This window comes from Streptomyces sp. NRRL S-1813 (genome assembly GCF_000719605.1).
Taxonomy (GTDB): Bacteria; Actinomycetota; Actinomycetes; order Streptomycetales; family Streptomycetaceae; genus Streptomyces; species Streptomyces decoyicus.
Genome location: NZ_JOHB01000004.1, coordinates 72809 through 91535 on the forward strand (window position 1 = coordinate 72809; position 18727 = coordinate 91535).

Sequence of the window (18727 nt, forward strand, 5' to 3'; positions counted from 1 at the left end):
GGAAAAAGATGACTCCGTGCCATACGGCCGACCCGCCCCACGTGCCCCTTCCGACGCATAAATATGAAGAATCATGGGAGGTCAACGAGTGCAACGTCACAGCTGGAGCCCCTGCTCCAGCTAACGGTCGTTCGCCTAGCCTGCTGCCATGACCGCCGAGTCCCCCGAACTCCCCCTGGCCGCCGCCTTCCCCGATGCCGATCGAGAGCAGTGGCAGCGCCTCGTCGAAGGTGTGCTGCGCAAATCGGGCGTCACCGAGGCGACGGGCACCGCCGCCGAGGACGCCCTCGCCACCGATCTCCAGGACGGCATCCGCATCCGCCCGCTCTACACCGCCGAGGACGGCACGGCCTCCCTGGGCCATCCGGGCTTCCCGCCGTTCGTACGGGCCGGCCGGCCCGAGGGCACCTCCGTCGCCGGGTGGGACGTACGCCAGCGCCATGTCCACACCGACCCGCGGCGCGCCAATGAATCGGTGCTGGCCGATCTGGAGAACGGCGTCACCTCGGTCTGGCTGACCGTCGGCGACGGCGGGGTGCCGGTGGAGGGTCTGGAGCAGACGCTCGACGGCGTCTATCTGGACCTGGCCGCGGTGGTACTGGAAGCGGGCGCCGATTTCGCGCCCGCCGCCGAGGAGTTGCTGCGGCTGTACACCGCGTCCGGCGCACCGCTGAGCGAGGCGGCCGGATGCCTGGGCGCCGACCCGCTCGGCCTGCTGGCCCGTACGGGCGACGACGCCAAGCTGCGCCTTCAGCTGGAGTCGGCCGCCCGGCTGGCCGCACGCTGCACCACCGAGGCGCCCGGCATCCGGGCGCTGGCCGTCGACGCGCTGCCGTACCACGAGGCGGGCGGCTCGGCCGCCGAGGAGCTGGGCATCTCGCTGGCCACCGGCGTCGCCTATCTGCGGCAGCTGACGGGAGCCGGCCTCGGTGTCGACGACGCCTGTCGGCAGCTGGAGTTCCGCTATGCCGCCTCCGCCGACCAGTTCCTGACGATCGCCAAGCTGCGCGCGGCCCGCCGGCTGTGGGCCCGGGTCGCCGAGGTCTGCGGGGCCTCGCCCGCCGCGTCGGCGCAGCGCCAGCACGCCGTCACCTCCACGGTCATGATGACCCGTCGGGACCCGTGGGTGAACATGCTGCGCACCACGGTCGCCGGGCTGTCCGCGGGCGTGGGCGGCGCGGATGCGGTGACGGTGCTGCCGTTCGACGCCGCGCTGGGCGTGCCCGACGCGTTCGCCCGACGGATCGCCCGGAACACCCAGTCCGTGCTGCTGGAGGAGTCGCACCTGTCGAAGGTGATCGACCCGGCGGGCGGCTCCTGGTACGTGGAGAGCCTCACCGACGAACTGGCCCGTGCGGCCTGGGCCTGGTTCCAGGAGATCGAGGGCGCGGGCGGCCAGGCCGCCGCGCTGCGCTCCGGGATGATTGCCGGCCGGCTGGCCCGCACCTGGGAGCGCCGCACCGAAGACCTCGCCCGCCGCCGTGAACCGATCACCGGTGTCAGCGAGTTCCCCCATCTCGCCGAGCCGCCGGTACACCGCGAGCCGACACCCACGCCGGTCGGCGGCGGGCTGCCGCGGGTGCGCAGGGACGATGCGTACGAGCGGCTGCGGTCGCGTTCCGATGACCACCTGGCGGCGAGCGGTGCCCGGCCGAAGGTCTTTCTGGCCGCGCTGGGCCCGGTGGCGGCCCACACCGCGCGGGTGGCGTTCGCCGCCAATCTGTTCCAGGCGGGCGGCATCGAGACGGTCGCGGAGCCCGCGCCGGTGGATGCGGAGTCGGTGGCCGAGGCGTTCGCCCGCAGTGGCGCGCGGATCGCCTGTCTGTGTTCGAGCGATGCGGTGTACGGCGAGCAGGCGGCGGCCGTGGCGGCCGCCCTGAAGTCGGCGGGAGCGCTGCGGGTGCATCTCGCCGGCAAGCCGGGTGAGCGCCGGGAGGAATTCGTAGCGGCCGGTGTGGACTCCTTTGTCTTCGCGGGCTGCGACGCGGTCGAGGTGCTGTCCTCGGCCCTGGATGTCATGGAGGTGGCGTGATGAACGACACGACACAGCAAGCGGGCGCCATCCCGGACTTCAGCACGGTCGAGCTGGGCGCCCCGGTCACCGCGGACGCCGCCGGTGACACCGGGGAGTGGGCCGCGGCCGTGGCGCAGTCCACCGGCAAGGGTGTGGCGGACCTGACGTGGGAGACGCCGGAGGGTATCGACGTCAAGCCGCTGTACACCGACGAGGATCTCGACGGTCTGGACTTCCTGGGGACGTACCCGGGGATCACGCCGTATCTGCGCGGCCCGTACCCGACGATGTACGTCAACCAGCCCTGGACGATCCGGCAGTACGCCGGCTTCTCCACCGCCGAGGAGTCCAACGCCTTCTACCGGCGCAATCTCGCGGCCGGCCAGAAGGGCCTGTCGGTCGCCTTCGACCTGCCCACGCACCGCGGCTACGACAGCGACCATCCGCGGGTGACCGGCGATGTCGGCATGGCGGGCGTCGCGATCGACTCCATCTACGACATGCGGCAGCTCTTCGCGGGCATCCCGCTGGACAAGATGACCGTGTCGATGACGATGAACGGCGCGGTGCTTCCGGTGCTGGCGCTGTACATCGTGGCCGCCGAGGAACAGGGCGTAGCGCCCGAGAAGCTGGCCGGGACCATCCAGAACGACATCCTCAAGGAGTTCATGGTCCGCAACACCTACATCTATCCCCCGCAGCCCTCGATGCGGATCATCTCCGACATCTTCGCGTACACCTCGCAGAAGATGCCGCGCTACAACTCCATCTCCATCTCCGGCTACCACATACAAGAGGCGGGCGCGACGGCCGACCTGGAGCTGGCGTACACCCTCGCGGACGGGGTGGAGTACCTGCGTGCGGGCATGGCGGCGGGCATGGACGTGGACTCCTTCGCACCGCGGCTGTCGTTCTTCTGGGCGATCGGCATGAACTTCTTCATGGAGATCGCCAAGCTGCGGGCGGCCCGGCTGCTGTGGGCGCGGCTGGTCCAGCGCTTCGACCCGAAGAACCCCAAGTCCCTCTCGCTGCGGACCCATTCGCAGACCTCGGGCTGGTCGCTGACCGCGCAGGACGTGTTCAACAACGTCACGCGGACCTGTGTGGAGGCGATGGCGGCGACGCAGGGCCACACCCAGTCCCTGCACACGAACGCGCTCGACGAGGCACTCGCCCTGCCCACCGACTTCTCCGCCCGGATCGCCCGTAACACCCAGCTCTTCCTCCAGCAGGAGTCGGGCACCTGCCGGGTCATCGACCCGTGGGGCGGCAGCGCCTACGTCGAGAAGCTCACCCACGATCTGGCGCAGCGGGCCTGGCAGCACATCGAGGAGGTCGAGGCGGCCGGCGGGATGGCCAAGGCCATCGACGCGGGCATCCCCAAGCTGCGCGTCGAGGAGGCCGCGGCGCGTACCCAGGCGCGGATCGACTCGGGGCGGCAGGCGCTGATCGGCGTCAACAAGTACCGGGTGGAGACCGACGAGGAGATCGACGTCCTCAAGGTCGACAACTCGTCGGTGCGCGCCCAGCAGATCGAGAAGCTCAAGCGGCTGCGGGCCGAGCGCGACGAGGACGCCTGCCAGGCGGCGCTGGAGGCGCTGACGGCGGCGGCGAAGTCCGGTCCCGGCGAGGGTCTGGAGGGCAATCTGCTGGCGCTGGCGGTGGACGCGGCCCGTGCCATGGCGACGGTCGGCGAGATCTCGGACGCCCTGGAGTCGGTCTACGGGCGGCACTCCGGCCAGATCCGTACGATCTCCGGTGTGTACCGAGACGAAGCGGGCCCCTCCTCCGGTGTCGAGCGCACCCGGGCGCTGGTGGCCGAGTTCGAGCGCGCCGAGGGGCGCCGGCCGCGCATCCTGGTGGCCAAGATGGGCCAGGACGGCCATGACCGCGGCCAGAAGGTCATCGCCACGGCCTTCGCCGACCTGGGCTTCGACGTCGATGTCGGCCCGCTGTTCCAGACCCCGGCCGAGGTGGCACGCCAGGCGGTGGAGGCGGACGTCCACATCGTCGGGGTGTCCTCGCTGGCCGCCGGGCATCTGACGCTGGTGCCCGCGCTCAAGGAGGCGCTGGCCGCGGAGGAGCGGGAGGACATCACGATCGTGGTGGGCGGGGTGATCCCGCCGCAGGACGTGCAGCCGCTGCGCGACATGGGCGCCGCCGCGGTCTTCCTGCCCGGCACGGTCATCCCCGAGGCCGCCCACGATCTGGTGCGGGACCTGGCATCGGTCCTGGGCCACGAGCTGTGAACGGGTGAGCATGCCTGCGAGGATCGATGTCGAACGGTATGCCGAAGGTGTCCGCGCGGGCTCCCGGGCCTGGATCGCCCGCGCCGTCACCCTGGTCGAGTCCACCCGGCCCGACCACCGGGCGGCGGCCCAGCGGCTGTTGATCGAGCTGCTGCCGTACTCCGGCTCGGCCCGCAGAGTGGGCATCAGCGGGGTGCCCGGCGTCGGCAAGTCGACCTTCATCGACGCGCTCGGTTCCCTGCTGACCGGCGCCGGGCACCGGGTGGCGGTGCTCGCCGTCGACCCGTCCTCCAGCCGTACCGGCGGCTCCATCCTGGGTGACAAGACCCGGATGGAGCGGCTGGCGACGGACCCGGCGGCGTTCGTCCGCCCCTCCCCCACGTCCGGCACGCTGGGCGGGGTGGCGCGGGCCACCCGGGAGTCCATCGTGGTGATGGAGGCCGCGGGCTATGACGTGGTCCTGGTGGAGACGGTCGGCGTCGGCCAGTCCGAGACCGCCGTCGCGGGCATGGTCGACACGTTTCTGCTGCTGACTCTGGCGCGCACCGGCGACCAGCTCCAGGGCATCAAGAAGGGCGTGCTGGAGCTGGCGGACCTGGTCTCCGTCAACAAGGCCGACGGCCCGCACGAGCGCGACGCACGCTCCGCGGCCCGTGAACTGGCCGGTGCGCTACGGCTCTTGCAGCCCCCGGACGCGGCCTGGACACCCCCCGTGCTGACCTGTAGCGCCCGCGAGGGCACCGGTCTGAAGGGGCTCTGGGAGCGGGTCGAGCAGCATCGCACTCTTCTGGAGTCCACCGGGGCGCTGGCCGAACGGCGCCGTACCCAGCAGGTCGACTGGACCTGGTCGATGGTGCGCGAGCGGCTGATCGACCGCCTTCAGGAACACCCCGAGGTGCGCCGGCTGGGCCCCGATGTCGAACGTGCCGTGCGCGACGGCGAGCTCACCGCGACCCTGGCGGCCGAGCGGCTGCTGGAGGCGTTCGGACTGGGGGACGGGCCGACGGGCGAGGCCTAGGCCGACGGCCGGGCGGTGTCCGGCCGCCCGGCCCTCGCACGCCCCGGCCCTTCCCCTCCCCGGCCCTCCAGCACTCAAGAGCACCTGGCCGGACCGACCGCGACGCCTGCCCTACCCCCCTGCGCCCCACTCCCCCGCCGGGATGGTGCGTTGCGCCCGCTCGGCGAAGTGGGCGACGGCCATGTCACGGAACCGCGCGGCGGCCGTGGAGAGATAGCTGTCCTCGCGCCGGACCAGGCTCAGGGTCCGTACGCAGTCGGGGGTGTCGAGGTGCAGCCAGGCGAGCGGCGTCCGGGAGAGATCGGCACGGGCGAGCGAGGGCATCAGCCCGATACCGAGACCTGCCGCGATCAGGAAGTGTGTGGCGCCCGGCTCGTCGCCCTCGCAGGAGATCACCGGACGGCGTCCGATCACGGTGAACAGCCGCTCCAGCAGCGCACGTTGCCAGTGGCCCGCCCGGGTGGTGATGAAGGGTTCCTCGGCGACCTCGGCGAGCGTCAGCCGGCCCCGGCCGGCCAGCGGATGACCGGCCGGCACGGCGAGCAGCACCTCTTCGTGCAGCAGCCGCACCGCGCCCAGACCGGGCCCGGACAGCGGCTGCGAGGCAAAGCAGAAGTCCACCTCCCGTGCCCGCAGCTGATCCCGCATCACCTCGGGCGTGGACTGGAAGCACCGGACGGTGACACCGGGATGGGCGGCGCGGAATGCGGCCAGCAGCTCGGTGAGGGGCAGCAGCGTCTCGGCGGCGACGGCGACGGAGCCGTCGTCGAGCCCGGCGGCGTCGGCCGCCTCCCTGCGCGCGTCGTCGAGTTCGTCCAGCGCACGCTCGACCCGGGCCAGGAACGCGGCACCGTGGGGGTTGAGCCGGATGGTGCGGCCCTGCCGGTCGAAGAGCGGCACCCCCAGCTCCGCTTCCAGCCGCGCGATCGTCCGGCTCACCGAGGGCTGGGCCACCCGTAGTTCCGCTGCGGCCCGGCTGATGTGCTCTCGGCGCGCGACCTCCCTGAAGTAGCGCAGGGACAGCAGATCCATCGGCTTCTCGGACCTTCCGCTCGGGTGACGGCAACCCGGGAATCGTCACACACGGCAGGTCCGTGAATTGTTCCGCTGAGGCGGGCCCGCCCCCCGTACGGGCCCGCCTCAGCCGCGCATCGACACCGTCGCCCACACCGTCTTGCCGGTGCGGTCCGGTGGTGTCCAGCCCCAGGCGTCGCTCAGCTGGTCGACGATGTGCAGTCCACGCCCGGATTCCGACAGGGTGTCCGGGGGCTTGACGACGGGCGCTCCGGCGCCGGCGTCCGAGACCGCGCACAGCACCGTGGCGTTCTGCCGGGTCAGGGCGAGCCAGGCGTTGCAGAAGGGGGCGGGTGCCTCGCGGGCCTCGTCCTCCCCGGGCGCCGTGCCATAGCGCAGCGCATTGCTGACGAGTTCGGAGACGACCAGGGCCACGTCGTCGGCCACGTCGGCACACAACTGCCAGCCGGCGAGAGTCGCCCGGGTGAACCGGCGGGCCTCCGGAACGGTGCGCGCGGAGCCGCTGAGGGCGCAGGCGGCGAAGCCGTCGGGGGCGGGCATCCACCAGCTGTCCTCGTGCGGTTCCTCCCGAGGGGCGTCGTGCACGGTCTCTGCCGGATGTGTGGTCATCAACATCTCCGCGAGGGCGATTTCAGGGCTGGGCCGGACTGCCTCGGAGAGCTAATATCCTCGGCAGCCGTCCCATGATGCAAGTGCATCTGCAATTACATCAGTAAGGACGGCCGCCCAGGGGCTCGTTCACGCCAAGGTGATCGCAGGCTCGAAACCGGTCGGAGAAGCGACCTCCAGCAAGGGAGCAGCTGATATGGAGTCGGTGACCAACGGCATGCAGGCGACCAGCATCGAAGGTGCCGTCTGGCGCAAGAGCCGCCGCAGCAACCCCAGCGGCAACTGTGTGGAACTGGCCGTTCTTTCGGACGGCGGGGTGGCGGTGCGCAACTCACGGTTCGCCACGGGTCCGGCCCTGGTCTACACCCGCGCCGAGATGGTGGCTTTCGTCCAGGGAGCCAAGGACGGCGACTTCGACGACCTCATCGCCGGCCACTGACACATGCGCACCGCGATTGGCGCATATGTCGTTCGGATAGTCGCCCCGGCTGTACGAACCGCTCGGGGCGGTGGGACACTGGGCGCTCGCCCGACCACTCAGGGGAGTCAGCATGACCGCCGCGCAGCCGAGCAGCGATCCGTCCCTGCGCCGCTACCTGGACCATCCGCGCGGCGGCCCGACCGTCCTGCGTATCGTGCTGGGCACCCAGCTTCGCCGGCTGCGTGAAGGGGCGGGCATCACCCGGGAGGCCGCCGGGGACGCCATCCGCGGTTCGCACGCGAAGATCAGCCGCCTGGAGCTCGGCCGGGTGAGCTGCAAGGAGCGGGATGTCGCCGATCTGCTGACGCCCTACAACGTCACTGACGATGCGGTCCGCGCCGACTTCCTCAAGCTGGCCCGCAAGACCAGCAGTCCGGGGTGGTGGCATCAGTACGGCGATGTGCTGCCCGGCTGGTTCGAGACGCATATCGGCCTCGAAGAAGCCGCCTCGGTGATCCGTACGTACGAAGTCCAGTTCGTGCCGGGCCTGTTGCAGACTGCGGACTACGCCCGTGCGGTGGCCCAGCTCGGGCATCCGCGGTCCTCCCCGGAGGAGATCGAGCGGCGGGTGCAGCTGCGCGTACAGCGCCAGGAGCTGCTGACCGTCCCGGACGCGCCGCGGGTGTGGGCCGTGATCGACGAGGCGTCACTGCGTCGTCCGCTCGGCGGGCCTGAGGTGATGGCAGGTCAGCTCAGACATCTGCTGAAGATGGCCGAGCTGCCGAATGTCACGTTGCAGATCGCGCCGTTCAGCCTCGGCGGCCTGGCGGCGGCCGGCGGTCCGATCACGATCCTGCGGTTCCTGGAGCCGGATCTGCCGGACATCGTCTATCTGGAGCAGCTGACCAGCGCGCTCTATCTGGACAAGCGCGATGATGTCGATCATTACCTCGCGGTGATGGACCGGCTCAGCGCGCAGTCCGAGTCTCCTCGCGAGTCACTGGAGATCCTGGAGCGGCTGCTCAAGCAGGAGAACTGACGCACCGCATCCCAGCGGAGAGGGGCGGGGCACCCACCGGGCGCCCCGCCCCTCTTCCATGACGTGGTCCTGCGCCCTACACCTTGCGGGCGACGCCGCCGAACTCGATCCACTCCTGGGTGAGTTGCTTGGGGCCGATGTCCGCGTCCGGCTTCCAGGTGGAGACCTCGACCAGGCCCGGCTCCTGGATCTCCAGCCCTTCCAGGAACCCCGCCAGCTCATGGGCCTGCCGCACCCGGCCCCACTGGCCGTGGGTGCTGACCCGCATGAATTCGGTGACGAAGTCGCGGGTGGCGGCGTCCTCGCTGACGAGCTGACACACCACCAGGAAGCTGCCGGGCACGAGCCGGTCGGCGACCCGCTTGATCAGCCCGGCCGGGTCGTCGGCATCGGTTATGCAGTGGAGGACCGAGACGAACAGCGCGGCGACGGGCTCATCGAAATTGATCAGACGCTCGACCTCGGGGCTGCCGAGGATGCCGTCGGTGTCCCGCATGTCCGCCTGGATGACGGCGGTGTTGGCGTTCTCCTCCAGCAGCGCGCGGCCGTGCGCCAGGACGATGGGGTCGTTGTCGACGTACACCACACGGGAATCCGGGTCGACCTGCTGGGCGACCTGGTGGACGTTGTCCTGGGTCGGCAGGCCTGATCCGTGGTCGATGAACTGCCGGATGCCGTGTTCGCGAGCCAGCCAGCGGACCACCCGCTGGAGAAAACGCCGGTTGTTGATCGCCAGCACCTGGGTGCTCGGTACGACCTTGCTCAACTCTTCGCAGGCCTCGCGGTCGACGGCGTAGTTGTCCTTGCCGCCCAGGTAGTAGTCGTACATCCGCGCCACACTCGGGATGCTGATATCAACGGCGCCGGCCTGCGGTTGTGATTCCTGGCTCATTCCACACTTTCCCGTCGCTCCGACAGTCATCAGCCATGGGGCAGGGGTGATCGCTCCGTATAGGAGTGACCACGCGCTGCAAGCCCCCAACATACCCATCGATCGGGGGTTGTTGCAGACGAGCGGCAGGGCCCCTTGAAGGAAGTGCGGGGTGTTGTTCCGCCGGGCACACATCAGTACCCCAACAGACGTACGAATCAAGGGTGTTCAATCAGCCAGATCGCGCGCCGGCGTGTCCGCCATGACCGTCATGGCCGAGAATCGTCCCATCAGGTTTGGCGATCAGGGGAAGCAGTACTCCCCGTGCGTGACCATGATGATCTCGATCCGCTCGCCGACGGTCGCCCGGAAGTCGGGCCCGGCCGGCAGGTTGTTGATCGTCATGTCGTTGAAGACGAGGGTGAACTGCCGGTCGGGCAGGGGGTCGCCGGCCCGGCGCACGACGACCGGGCTGACATCCCCGCCCCGCATGAGCAGACCCCGAAGCGAATCCCGCACGTCGGGCCGGCCGAGACGCGGAGGGGGTACGGGCCGCCACCACGCCACTCACAGGCGGCGGCCCGTTCCCTTTCCCCCGGCGACACCCGACGCCGGGCACGCCCCCCGCGCGGTCCGGCCCGGCCGAGGAGCGCACCCGGCCCGGTCCGCATCCGGTTCCGCACCGGCAGACACCCGAGCAACAGCCGCTGCGGAAAGGGGCGTTGCGAGAGGACGCCTACCACCATCGACTCGCTTTACACCCGTCACCTGAACCGCCGATGCGCGCCCTCCCCTCCCAACTATCTGACTTTCCAGTAAACTTACTCGTCAGTAAGGTTGGGGTAGGCTGGCACCAATGACTGACACACGCAGGCGACGCATGCCCAGGCCGGTCCGGGAACAGCAGATCATCGACGCCGCGATCCGGGTCTTCGCCAAGCGCGGCTACCACGCCGCCTCGGTCGACGAGATCGCCGAACTCGCCGGGATCTCCAAGCCGATGGTCTACCTCTATCTCGACTCCAAGGAGGGGCTGTTCCTCGCCTGTCTGCGACGTGAGGCCGAGCGTCTGGTGGCCGCGTTACGGGCCGCCGCGGGCCCTGCCCACCCTCCCGAGCTACGGCTGCGGGCCGGACTGCTGGCCTTCTTCACCTTCGTCACCGAACACCGCGACAGCTGGGTGGTGCTGCACCGCCAGGCGTCGGAGCTGAGCCCGGCGATCGCGGCGGAGCTGGGCCGTACCCGGCAGGCGGTGATGACGGAGGTCTCCGGGCTGGTCCGGACCGGCGGCCCGGAGAGCGCCGCGCCCGCCTGCCCCGACGACGAGGCCGACTTCGTGACGTACACCCTGGTCGGGGCCGCGGACTCGCTCACCGACTGGATGACGCTCCATCCGGACGAGCCCCCGGAGCGGATCACCCTGCGACTGATGAACATGGTGTGGGTGGGGATGCGCAATGTGCTCGACGGAGAGGTGTGGACGACGCCGGCCGAGGAGCCGTAAGGGTGCCCTTCGCGCCATGGCGTACTGGCCCGCTCGCCCGCCCGGCCGGTACAAGAGGGGGATGACCACAGAGCAGAGTGAGCCGTCGACCCTCCCCGTGCCCTCGCCCACCACCGAGGAGATGGTGCGCGCCAACCAGGCGAACTGGGACGCCCGTACCCCTGTCCATGTGGCGAGCGAGTTCTACGGCCTGGACGGCTCCCGGACCGCCGAGCACTGGTTCGCGCCGTTCGAGTGGACGGATCTGGGCGATCTGGCCGGGCGGGACGTCCTGCATCTGCAATGCCATCTGGGCACCGAGACGGCCGCGTTCGCCGAGCGGGGCGCCGCGCACACGGTCGGGCTCGACTTCTCCGCGGCGGCGGTCGCGGAGGCGCGACGGCTCGCCGAGGAGGCCGGACGGAATGTGGAGTTCGTCCGGTCGGATGTGCACCGGGCCGTGGAGGCGCTGGACGGGCGCCGGTTCGATGTGATCTACACGGGCAAGGGCGCGCTGTGCTACCTGCCGGATCTGGCCACCTGGGCCGGGATCGTCAGCTCGCTGCTGCGGCCCGGCGGGACGTTCTATCTGGTCGAGTTCCATCCGCTGCTCGACGCCCTGGGCCCGACGCCGAGCCCGGATCGGCAGGAACTCCGGCTGCACCATGACTACTTGGGCGGCCGCGGCCCGCTCAGGAGCGATACGCCGTCCACGTACACCGACGGCCCGCCCGTGCAGGGTGCCACGACGAGTTACGAGTGGCGGCACGGCCTCGGGGAGGTCATCTCCGCTGTGGTCGGCGCGGGGCTGACCGTGCAACTGGTGCGGGAGACCGAGCTGCTGCCGTGGAAGCGGTTCGATGCGATGGTGCCGTCCGAGAACGGCTGGTGGCGCCTTCCGCCGTCGGAGCCGATCGTTCCGCTGCTGTATGCGCTGCGGGCGGTGAAGGCCTGAGCCGACGGCAGACACGGGCGCGGGCACCCGACGGCATCGAGGTCTATCGGCACCGCGCCCGGCGCCGCGCGCCCCTCAGCTCGCCGGCCCGTGGATCCTGCGGTGTGTCAGCGCCCACCAGACCTCCGCGAGATCCGCCGGGTCACGCAGGCTGGTGCCGGTGATCTCCTCGAACCGCCGGAGCCGGTTGCGCAGCGTGTTGGGGTGCACGTAGAGGGTGCGCGCGGCGGCCTCCAGCCGCAGCCCCTGCTCCAGATAGGCGGCCGCGGCCTCCTCCAACTGGGCGCCGTCCTCGCCCCGTTCGGCCAGCGGCGCCAGGCGCAGCCCCACCAGCGCCTCCCCCACGGCAGGGAGCGCCACGACCGTGGCCCGCAGCCCCAGCTCCTCACGGGTGAACGCCCCGACGAGTCCGAAACCGGTGGCGGCCCGGAGCGCCTGGGTGGCCCGGGTGAACTCCGCGGCGAGTCCGGACGCGGGGGCCGGGGCACCCAGCCCCAGGACCAGGCCGCGGCACAACCCGGCCGGGCGCCCGGCCAGCAGCCCCGCCACATCCCCGTCCACGGTCGTGACCAGAGGTTTCCCCGTCCCGTCCAGGGCGAGCCAGGGGCGCAGCAGAGCGACGATCCGGCCGAAGGCGCCGTCGCCGGGGCCGGGGTGGCCGGTGGCACACGGGGCGGGGCCGGGCTCCGGGGTGCCGACGGGGCCACCGGGCGGCGCGACGTCGGGCAGGCGCGCGCGGAAAGGGCGACGGAGCGCGCCGCGGTCGTACCAGCCGTCCGCCGCCGTCTCCTCGTCAGCGAGGTATCCGCCGGCCGGCTGGATATCGGCAGGCCCGTCGCCCCACGCGCCGCCGCCGGAAGGCGACTTGCCCCACCGCACCTCGCCGAGCAGCAGGGCGCGGACCTGCACGGCCCGGCGACGGTCCGTCATCGCGTCTTCCTCGAAGCCGACCCGGCAGCTGCGCACGATGCGCAGGGTGTTGGCGTCGACCCAGGCGCGGAGTGTCTCGGCGATCGGCAGCAGGTCCTCGGCGGTGCCGCGGCGGGCCGCCATCTCCTCGCCGAACCGCCGCCAGACGATGTCCGTTCCGATCCGGTAGGCGGAGATGATGTCCTCGACGGGCAGCGAGCGGGCCAGGGCCGTCACCTCGTCGAGATGGGTCTCCGGGATGGCGTACGCCCGGCCGTCATCGCGCCCGGAGCCCTGTGGTGTCCGCCGCTCCTCGGACCAGCGCTGCACCAGTGACAGGCCGTTGCGCAGGGACGCCAGCACCCTCGGGCGGAGCTGGTCCACCGACGCCGCGGCGTAGGAGGGGAGTTGGGCCCGCAGGCCGCCGATGACCTCGTCGGTGAGGGCGTCGATGGCGGCGTGCAGTGCGGCGACGGACTCCGGCACCGTTGTGGAAGTCTCCACCCGTCCCCTCCCGACTCGGTGTCTTTCCCCATGGCGAAATCGATCATTCGTCGCCATGCTACGAGGAAGCCGCCCGAACCCCTACAGATGTTCGATCTTGGACGACTTTTCCCCGGCCGTCCTGATCCGTCCGGCGTTCGGCGCCCGGCCCCGCTGTTCCTCCCCATCACCCCCCGCACCAGCAAGGAATCCCATGGCTGTTTCCTGGCGTCGTATCGCGGTGCCCGCCGCCGCGGTCGGCGTACTCGTCCCCGCCGCCCTCGGCACCCATGCGCTGCTCTCGGGTCCCGACGCACCGCGCACCTCCGCGGCCGGCATACCGGCCACCGGGCCGACAGCCCCCGGTGCCGTGCCGGACGATGGCCCGGCCTCCGGTCCTGAGGGCGCTGCCGCGGTCGCCAGGCCGTCCGACGCGCCGACCCGTTCCGGCAATTCGGTCTCCGTGCAGCTCTCGTCGTACGACGCGCACCGCAAGCAGGCGGAACTCAAGCCGTCCGCCGGCAAGACCGTACGGACCGGGGATGTGATCGCCGCCGCGCCCAACCGACACGCCCCTTCAGGTGCGCTGTTCAAGGTCGGCAAGGTCACCGGCTCCCGCGACGGCAAGGTCCGGGTGACCACCGCCCCGGCCACGCTCTCGGAACTGCTCGGCGATCAGAAGGTGGACCAGCGCACGGCGTTGCGGCCCGGTGAGATCTCGGTCAGGCCGCTCTCCTCGGGTGTCACCGTGCAGAAGCCCGCTGCCGGCACCGGTTCGGCCGGCGACGGCCCGGCCCCTCCGTCCGGCACCCCGGCCCCTCCGTCCGGCAGCCCTGACGCCACCGCGTCCCCGAGCCCCTCGGCGTCCGGCTCCTCCGGGGTCCGCACCCAACTCGTGCCCTCCGCTCCCCGCCCCGCCCCCACTTCCTCCGGCAGCGCGCTGTCGCCCGGCGCGCGCAAGGCGCTCACCACCCTGCGGCTGGGTCTCAATGTGCCGCTGCCCAAGGGCGTGGAGGCAACCGGCAAGTCTCCCGCCCGGCTGTCCGGCGACGTGATGTTCCGGCCCGAGCTGATTTTCCAGTACGAGAAGCGCGGCGGGCTCAACCTGCTGCCGCAGCGCGCGGCGGTCGGCCTGGGCGGCTCCTACGCCTATGGCTGGCAGGTCCACGGCAAGGTGCGCGGGACCGCGGACACCGGGCAGGTCGCGGTGCCGATCGCGGCGGTCACCGGACGGCACGTCTTCTGGGTGGGCCCGGTCCCCGTCGTGGTCAGCACCGAGGTCACCTTCACCTACCGCTTCACCGCCGGCGGCCGCATCGTGCTCGACGCCGACCAGCGCACCTCCGGTTCGTTCGCCGTCGGCGCGAAGTACGACCGCGGGAACGGGTGGCAGCCGCTGCACGAAGCGGACCAGCAGACCAAGGGAACGGCTCCCCGGGTCGAGGGTGCGGCCTCCGCGACGGCCCGTATCGGGGCACGGGCCCAGGTGTTCCTCTACGACACCGCGGGCGTCGGGGGTGAGCTGTCCGTCCACCTCACCGGACGGGCCGCGGCTGCCACTGGCGGCGGTGCCCCGGCGTGGGCGCTGAGCGCGGGCTACGACCTGAAGACCGAGCTGATGCTGCAACTGAAGATCTTCGGCATCCAGCTCGTCGACCTCAGGACCACGCCGTTCGCCCTGCACGACGAGCGCAAGCTGTTCGGGCGGGGGAAGCTGCCCGCCGCCTGAGCCCTCGCTCTCCGCACGGAGGACGGCGCCCCCGGGGACCTCTGCCCCGGGGGCGCCGTCCGTGTGTCCGCGTACCGGCCCGGCGCGCGTCCGCGCCCGGCCACGCCGCGCTCACCCCAGCCGCCGGTACACCGAGCGCAGCAGCTGGTCCTTCGCCGGCCCGCCGACCCGCCACTCCAGATGCCAGGTGTCCGCCCCGACGACGGTGAAGGTTCCCTCGTACCGGTCCGCGGCACAGGGGTGGACGGCGGTCCAGCTGCCGGCCCTGAGGTCGAGGTCGTGGAAGGGCCGGCCGTCGGCAAAGTCGATCTCGGCAGTGCCGTCCGGCCGGGGCCGCAGCAGCAGGGTGCGGCTCGCCGGTTTCGCCGTCCCGCCCCACGTCAGTTGTCCCTCCTCGAGGTGCAGCAGGGCCTCCCCCGCCCCGTCGGGCCGGAACTCGGCGGTGCCGCGGAAGCTGCCCTCGCCGCCGGACCGCAGGTCGTGCACCGTGCGCTCGATGCTCCAGCGGCCGGAAAGGTACGCCGCGGCATCGGGGACGGGGTGCGGCCCGACGGCCGGCGCCGGCTCCGGACCCTGCCCCGGCTCCCGTCCGCGTCGGTGCCCTCGGCCCCTCTCACTGCTCATCCCTCCATTCTCCCGTCCGCCCGCCCGCCTCACTCCGTCGGCCCCACCCGGCGCCGATCCCCTCTCCCCCGGCCCCTCGTACCGTGCGGAGCCGCACCGCCCGTCTTAGTCTCAGGGCAGTGACCCGCACCGAGGTCCGCACGGCCGGCCGCCCGTCGGCCTGACGCCGTCGGCCGGGGCGCCGCGCCTGCCGCAGTCGCCCCGTACGAGCCCGGAGACCGGAGGCATCACCATGCCGGAGCTGTTCATCGGAGGTCAGTGGACCGCAGCGGCCGACGGGCAGGTACGGGAAATCCGTTGCCCGGCGGACGGCACGCTGGTCGCGACCGTTGACGAGGGCGGGCCGAAGGACGTGGCGGCGGCGGTCGGGGCTGCTCGTGCGGCCTTCGACGACGGGCCGTGGCCGCAGACGCCGGCGGCCGAGCGCGGCCGGCTGGTCCTGCGCGTCGCCGAGCTGCTGGAGCGCGACAAGGACGCGCTGGCCAGGGCCGAGTCGCTGGACACCGGCAAGCGGCTGGTCGAGAGCGCCTACGACATGGACGACATCGCCAACTGCTTCCGCTACTTCGGCAATCTCGGCGCGGCCGGCGGCACGGACCGGGTGGTGGACGCGGGCGCGGCGGAGATCGACAGCCAGGTGCGGCACGAGCCGGTCGGCGTCTGCACGCTGATCACCCCGTGGAACTACCCGCTGTTGCAGACCGCCTGGAAGGTCGCCCCCGCCCTGGTCACGGGCAACACCTTCATCCTGAAGCCCAGTGAGCTCACCCCGCACACCGCCATCCACCTCATGCGGCTGCTGGCCGAGGCCGGACTGCCGGACGGCGCGGCGAATCTGGTGCTGGGCACCGGCCAGAGCGTGGGCGCGCCGCTGACCGAGGACCCACGGGTGGACATGGTGTCGTTCACCGGCGGTCTGCTCACCGGCCGGCGCATCATGGCCGCGGCGGCGCCCACGGTGAAGAAGATCGCGCTGGAACTGGGCGGCAAGAACCCCAACATCGTCTTCGCGGACGCCGATTTCGACACCGCCGTCGACTACGCCCTGATGGCGGTCTTTCTGCACTCCGGGCAGGTCTGCTCGGCGGGCGCCCGGCTGCTCGTCCAGGAGGAACTGCACGATGCGTTCGTCGACGAGCTGGTCACCCGAGCCCAGCGGATCCGGCTCGGCGGGCCGTTCGACGAACACGCCCGGTCCGGCCCGCTGATCTCGGCCGCGCACCGCGCGAAGATCGAGGCATATGTGGCGGGCGGGCTGGACGAAGGTGCCGTACTGCTCTGCGGCGGCGCGCGGCCCGACGATCCGTCACTGGCGAACGGCTTCTACTATCTGCCGACCGTGCTGGACGAGTGCACCCCGGACATGTCCGTCGTCCGCGACGAGAGCTTCGGGCCGGTGCTGACCGTCGAGCGCTTCCGCAGCGAGGAGGAGGCGGTCTCGCTCGCCAACGACACGGTGTACGGGCTGGCCGGGGCGGTGTGGACGCAGGACAGCGAACGTGCCCACCGGGTCGCCGCCCGGCTGCGCGCGGGAACGGTCTGGATCAATGACTTCCATCCGTATGTGCCGCAGGCGGAGTGGGGCGGCATGAAGCAATCGGGCATCGGGCGCGAGCTGGGGCCCGCGGGACTGGCCGAGTACCAGGAGGCCAAGCACATCTGGCGCAATACCGCACCGCGTCCGCAGAGGTGGTTCGAGTGACCGACTCCGAGTCCGCGCGCCCCGGCACCCGGGCCGACGGTTCGCACGACGACGATTCGCTCGCCGAGCTCGGCTACAAGCCGGAGCTCAAGCGCACCCTGGGCAACTTCCACACCTTCGCCGCCGGCATCAGCTACATCTCGATCCTCACCGGCACCTTCCAGCTGTTCTACTTCGGTATCGCCCACGGCGGCCCGGCCTACTGGTGGTCCTGGCCGATGGTCTTCGTCGGCCAGTTGATGGTGGCGCTGTGCTTCTGCGAGCTGGCCGCCCGCTACCCCGTGGCCGGATCGATCTACAACTGGGCCAAGCAGCTCGGCGGCCCGCACATCGGCTGGCTCGGCGGCTGGATGATGCTGACCGCCACCATGGTCTCGCTGTCCGCGGTGGCGCTGGCGTACCAGGTGACGCTGCCGCAGATCTCGTCGTGGTTCCAGTTCATCGGCGACGGGACCGGCCAGTCCGCGGCCGAGAACGCCGTGGTGCTCGGCACGGTCCTGATCGCCTTCACCACCCTGGTCAACGCCTTCGGCGTCAAGCTGATGGCGCGGATCAACTCCGCGGGCGTGGCGATCGAGCTGATCGCCGCCATCGTTCTGGTCATTCTGCTCGCCGCGCACGTCACCCGCGGCCCCGGCGTGGTGCTCAACACCTTCGGTCTGGGCAGCGGCACGAACCTCGGCTACTTCGGCGCGTTCCTGACCGCGTCACTGGCCTCGGCGTATGTCATGTACGGCTTCGACACCGCCTCGTCGCTCGGTGAGGAGTCCAAGGACCCCGGCCGCAACGCGCCCCGCGCCATCCTGCGGGCACTGATCGCGTCCTTCCTCATCGGCGGTCTGATCCTCCTCTTCGCCCTGCTCTCCGTGCCCGATCTGCACTCCAAGGAGCTGTCCGTGGACGGCCTCCAATACGTGGTGCTCTCCACGCTCGGCTCGACCATCGGGCAGATCGTGCTCTGGTGTGTGGTCATTGCGATCACCGTGTGCGAGCTGGCGGTGCACACCGCCGGCATCCGGCTGGCGTTCGCGATGGCCCGGGACAACAACCTCCCGGCCGCCTCCCTGCTCGCCAAGGTCAGTCCGCGCTTCCAGACACCGGTGCTGCCGGCCGTCATCATCGGCCTGGTGGCGATCGCCATCCTCCTCATCAACGTCAACCAGCCGCAGATCTTCTCGGTGATCACCAGCATCGCGATCATCATGATCTATCTGGCGTATCTCGCGGTCACCCTGCCGATGCTGGTCCAACGGCTGCGCGGCAACTGGACGCCGGCCAAGGGGAAGTTCTCGCTGGGCAGGTTCGGCATTCCGGTGAACGTCCTCGCCGTGCTCTGGGGCTTCGGGATGTCCCTCAACCTCGCCTGGCCGCGTGCCGCGGTGTACAACGCGACCGGCCCCCAGCACTGGTATCTGCGCTGGGGCGCCTTCTTGTTCATCGGTGTCGTGGCGATCGGCGGCTTCACCTACTACTGGTTCGTCCAGCGCAAGCGCACGGGCGTCCTGGCCACCCACGCCGCCGTCACCCCCGACAGCGGCGGTCCGGGCGACAGCAGCACCCCCACCCCCTGATCTGGAGACGCCGCC

15 protein-coding genes and 1 pseudogene are annotated in these 18727 nt (G+C 71.2%); 10 read left to right on the forward strand and 6 right to left on the reverse strand.

What is annotated here, in order from left to right:
- Positions 1-148: 148 nt before the first annotated feature.
- From IF67_RS0109000 to meaB, 3 genes are read left to right on the forward strand one after another with little or no spacing between them, the layout of a single operon-like run.
- On the forward strand, positions 149-2032 hold the full coding sequence (locus tag IF67_RS0109000; RefSeq protein ID WP_030983890.1) for a methylmalonyl-CoA mutase family protein: 1884 nt from the start codon (positions 149-151) through the stop codon (positions 2030-2032).
- On the forward strand, positions 2032-4263 hold the full coding sequence (gene scpA / locus IF67_RS0109005; protein WP_030983892.1) for a methylmalonyl-CoA mutase: 2232 nt from the start codon (positions 2032-2034) through the stop codon (positions 4261-4263). Before IF67_RS0109000 ends, scpA begins: the two co-directional genes overlap by 1 nt.
- Positions 4264-4273: 10 nt before the next feature.
- On the forward strand, positions 4274-5281 hold the full coding sequence (meaB, locus tag IF67_RS0109010) for a methylmalonyl Co-A mutase-associated GTPase MeaB (RefSeq protein WP_030983894.1): 1008 nt from the start codon (positions 4274-4276) through the stop codon (positions 5279-5281).
- Between the two features lie 111 nt (positions 5282-5392).
- On the opposite strand, the gene IF67_RS0109015 is transcribed toward meaB, so the two are convergent.
- Together IF67_RS0109015 and IF67_RS0109020 are read right to left on the reverse strand one after the other, a co-directional pair.
- On the reverse strand, positions 5393-6313 hold the full coding sequence (locus tag IF67_RS0109015) for a LysR family transcriptional regulator (RefSeq protein ID WP_030983896.1): 921 nt from the start codon (positions 6311-6313) through the stop codon (positions 5393-5395).
- A gap of 108 nt (positions 6314-6421) precedes the next feature.
- Positions 6422-6925, reverse strand: a complete 504-nt coding sequence (locus IF67_RS0109020; protein WP_030983898.1) for an ATP-binding protein — start codon at positions 6923-6925, stop codon at positions 6422-6424.
- A gap of 196 nt (positions 6926-7121) precedes the next feature.
- On the opposite strand from IF67_RS0109020, the gene IF67_RS0109025 reads away from it, so the two are divergent.
- Both IF67_RS0109025 and IF67_RS0109030 read left to right on the forward strand, forming a co-directional pair.
- Complete coding sequence (locus IF67_RS0109025) at positions 7122-7364, forward strand: DUF397 domain-containing protein (RefSeq protein ID WP_030983900.1); 243 nt, start codon at positions 7122-7124, stop codon at positions 7362-7364.
- A gap of 112 nt (positions 7365-7476) precedes the next feature.
- Positions 7477-8385 carry a helix-turn-helix domain-containing protein gene (locus IF67_RS0109030; protein ID WP_030983901.1) on the forward strand — a complete coding sequence of 303 codons (909 nt, stop codon included), beginning with the start codon at positions 7477-7479 and terminating at the stop codon, positions 8383-8385.
- 76 nt (positions 8386-8461) lie between these two features.
- On the opposite strand, the gene IF67_RS0109035 is transcribed toward IF67_RS0109030, so the two are convergent.
- Both IF67_RS0109035 and IF67_RS0109040 read right to left on the reverse strand, forming a co-directional pair.
- Entirely contained in the window at positions 8462-9277 is an 816-nt protein-coding gene (locus tag IF67_RS0109035) for an SAM-dependent methyltransferase (protein ID WP_030983903.1), read from the reverse strand.
- A 294-nt stretch (positions 9278-9571) separates the two neighbouring features.
- A pseudogene (locus IF67_RS0109040) lies at positions 9572-9739 on the reverse strand (copper oxidase); the annotation flags it as partial.
- Between the two features lie 373 nt (positions 9740-10112).
- On the opposite strand from IF67_RS0109040, the gene IF67_RS0109045 reads away from it, so the two are divergent.
- Together IF67_RS0109045 and IF67_RS0109050 are read left to right on the forward strand one after the other, a co-directional pair.
- Complete coding sequence (locus IF67_RS0109045) at positions 10113-10760, forward strand: TetR/AcrR family transcriptional regulator (RefSeq protein WP_030983908.1); 648 nt, start codon at positions 10113-10115, stop codon at positions 10758-10760.
- 61 nt (positions 10761-10821) lie between these two features.
- A complete protein-coding gene (locus IF67_RS0109050; RefSeq protein ID WP_030983910.1) occupies positions 10822-11694 on the forward strand; it encodes a class I SAM-dependent methyltransferase in 873 nt (290 codons plus the stop codon).
- A gap of 75 nt (positions 11695-11769) precedes the next feature.
- Here IF67_RS0109050 and IF67_RS0109055 read toward each other — a convergent pair whose 3' ends face one another.
- A complete protein-coding gene (locus IF67_RS0109055; protein WP_234341033.1) occupies positions 11770-13107 on the reverse strand; it encodes a helix-turn-helix domain-containing protein in 1338 nt (445 codons plus the stop codon).
- 193 nt (positions 13108-13300) lie between these two features.
- Between IF67_RS0109055 and IF67_RS0109060 the strand changes: the two genes are divergently transcribed.
- A complete protein-coding gene (locus tag IF67_RS0109060; RefSeq protein ID WP_030983912.1) occupies positions 13301-14815 on the forward strand; it encodes a hypothetical protein in 1515 nt (504 codons plus the stop codon).
- A gap of 111 nt (positions 14816-14926) precedes the next feature.
- Here IF67_RS0109060 and IF67_RS0109065 read toward each other — a convergent pair whose 3' ends face one another.
- Entirely contained in the window at positions 14927-15439 is a 513-nt protein-coding gene (locus IF67_RS0109065) for a DUF6314 family protein (RefSeq protein ID WP_030983913.1), read from the reverse strand.
- 232 nt (positions 15440-15671) lie between these two features.
- Here IF67_RS0109065 and IF67_RS0109070 point away from each other — a divergent pair, with 232 nt between their 5' ends.
- Positions 15672-17141, forward strand: a complete 1470-nt coding sequence (locus tag IF67_RS0109070; RefSeq protein ID WP_030983914.1) for an aldehyde dehydrogenase family protein — start codon at positions 15672-15674, stop codon at positions 17139-17141.
- Positions 17138-18712 (forward strand): APC family permease, encoded by a 1575-nt coding sequence (locus IF67_RS0109075; RefSeq protein WP_030983916.1) that lies wholly within the window; start codon positions 17138-17140, stop codon positions 18710-18712. Before IF67_RS0109070 ends, IF67_RS0109075 begins: the two co-directional genes overlap by 4 nt.
- The last annotated feature ends 15 nt before the right edge of the window (positions 18713-18727 follow it).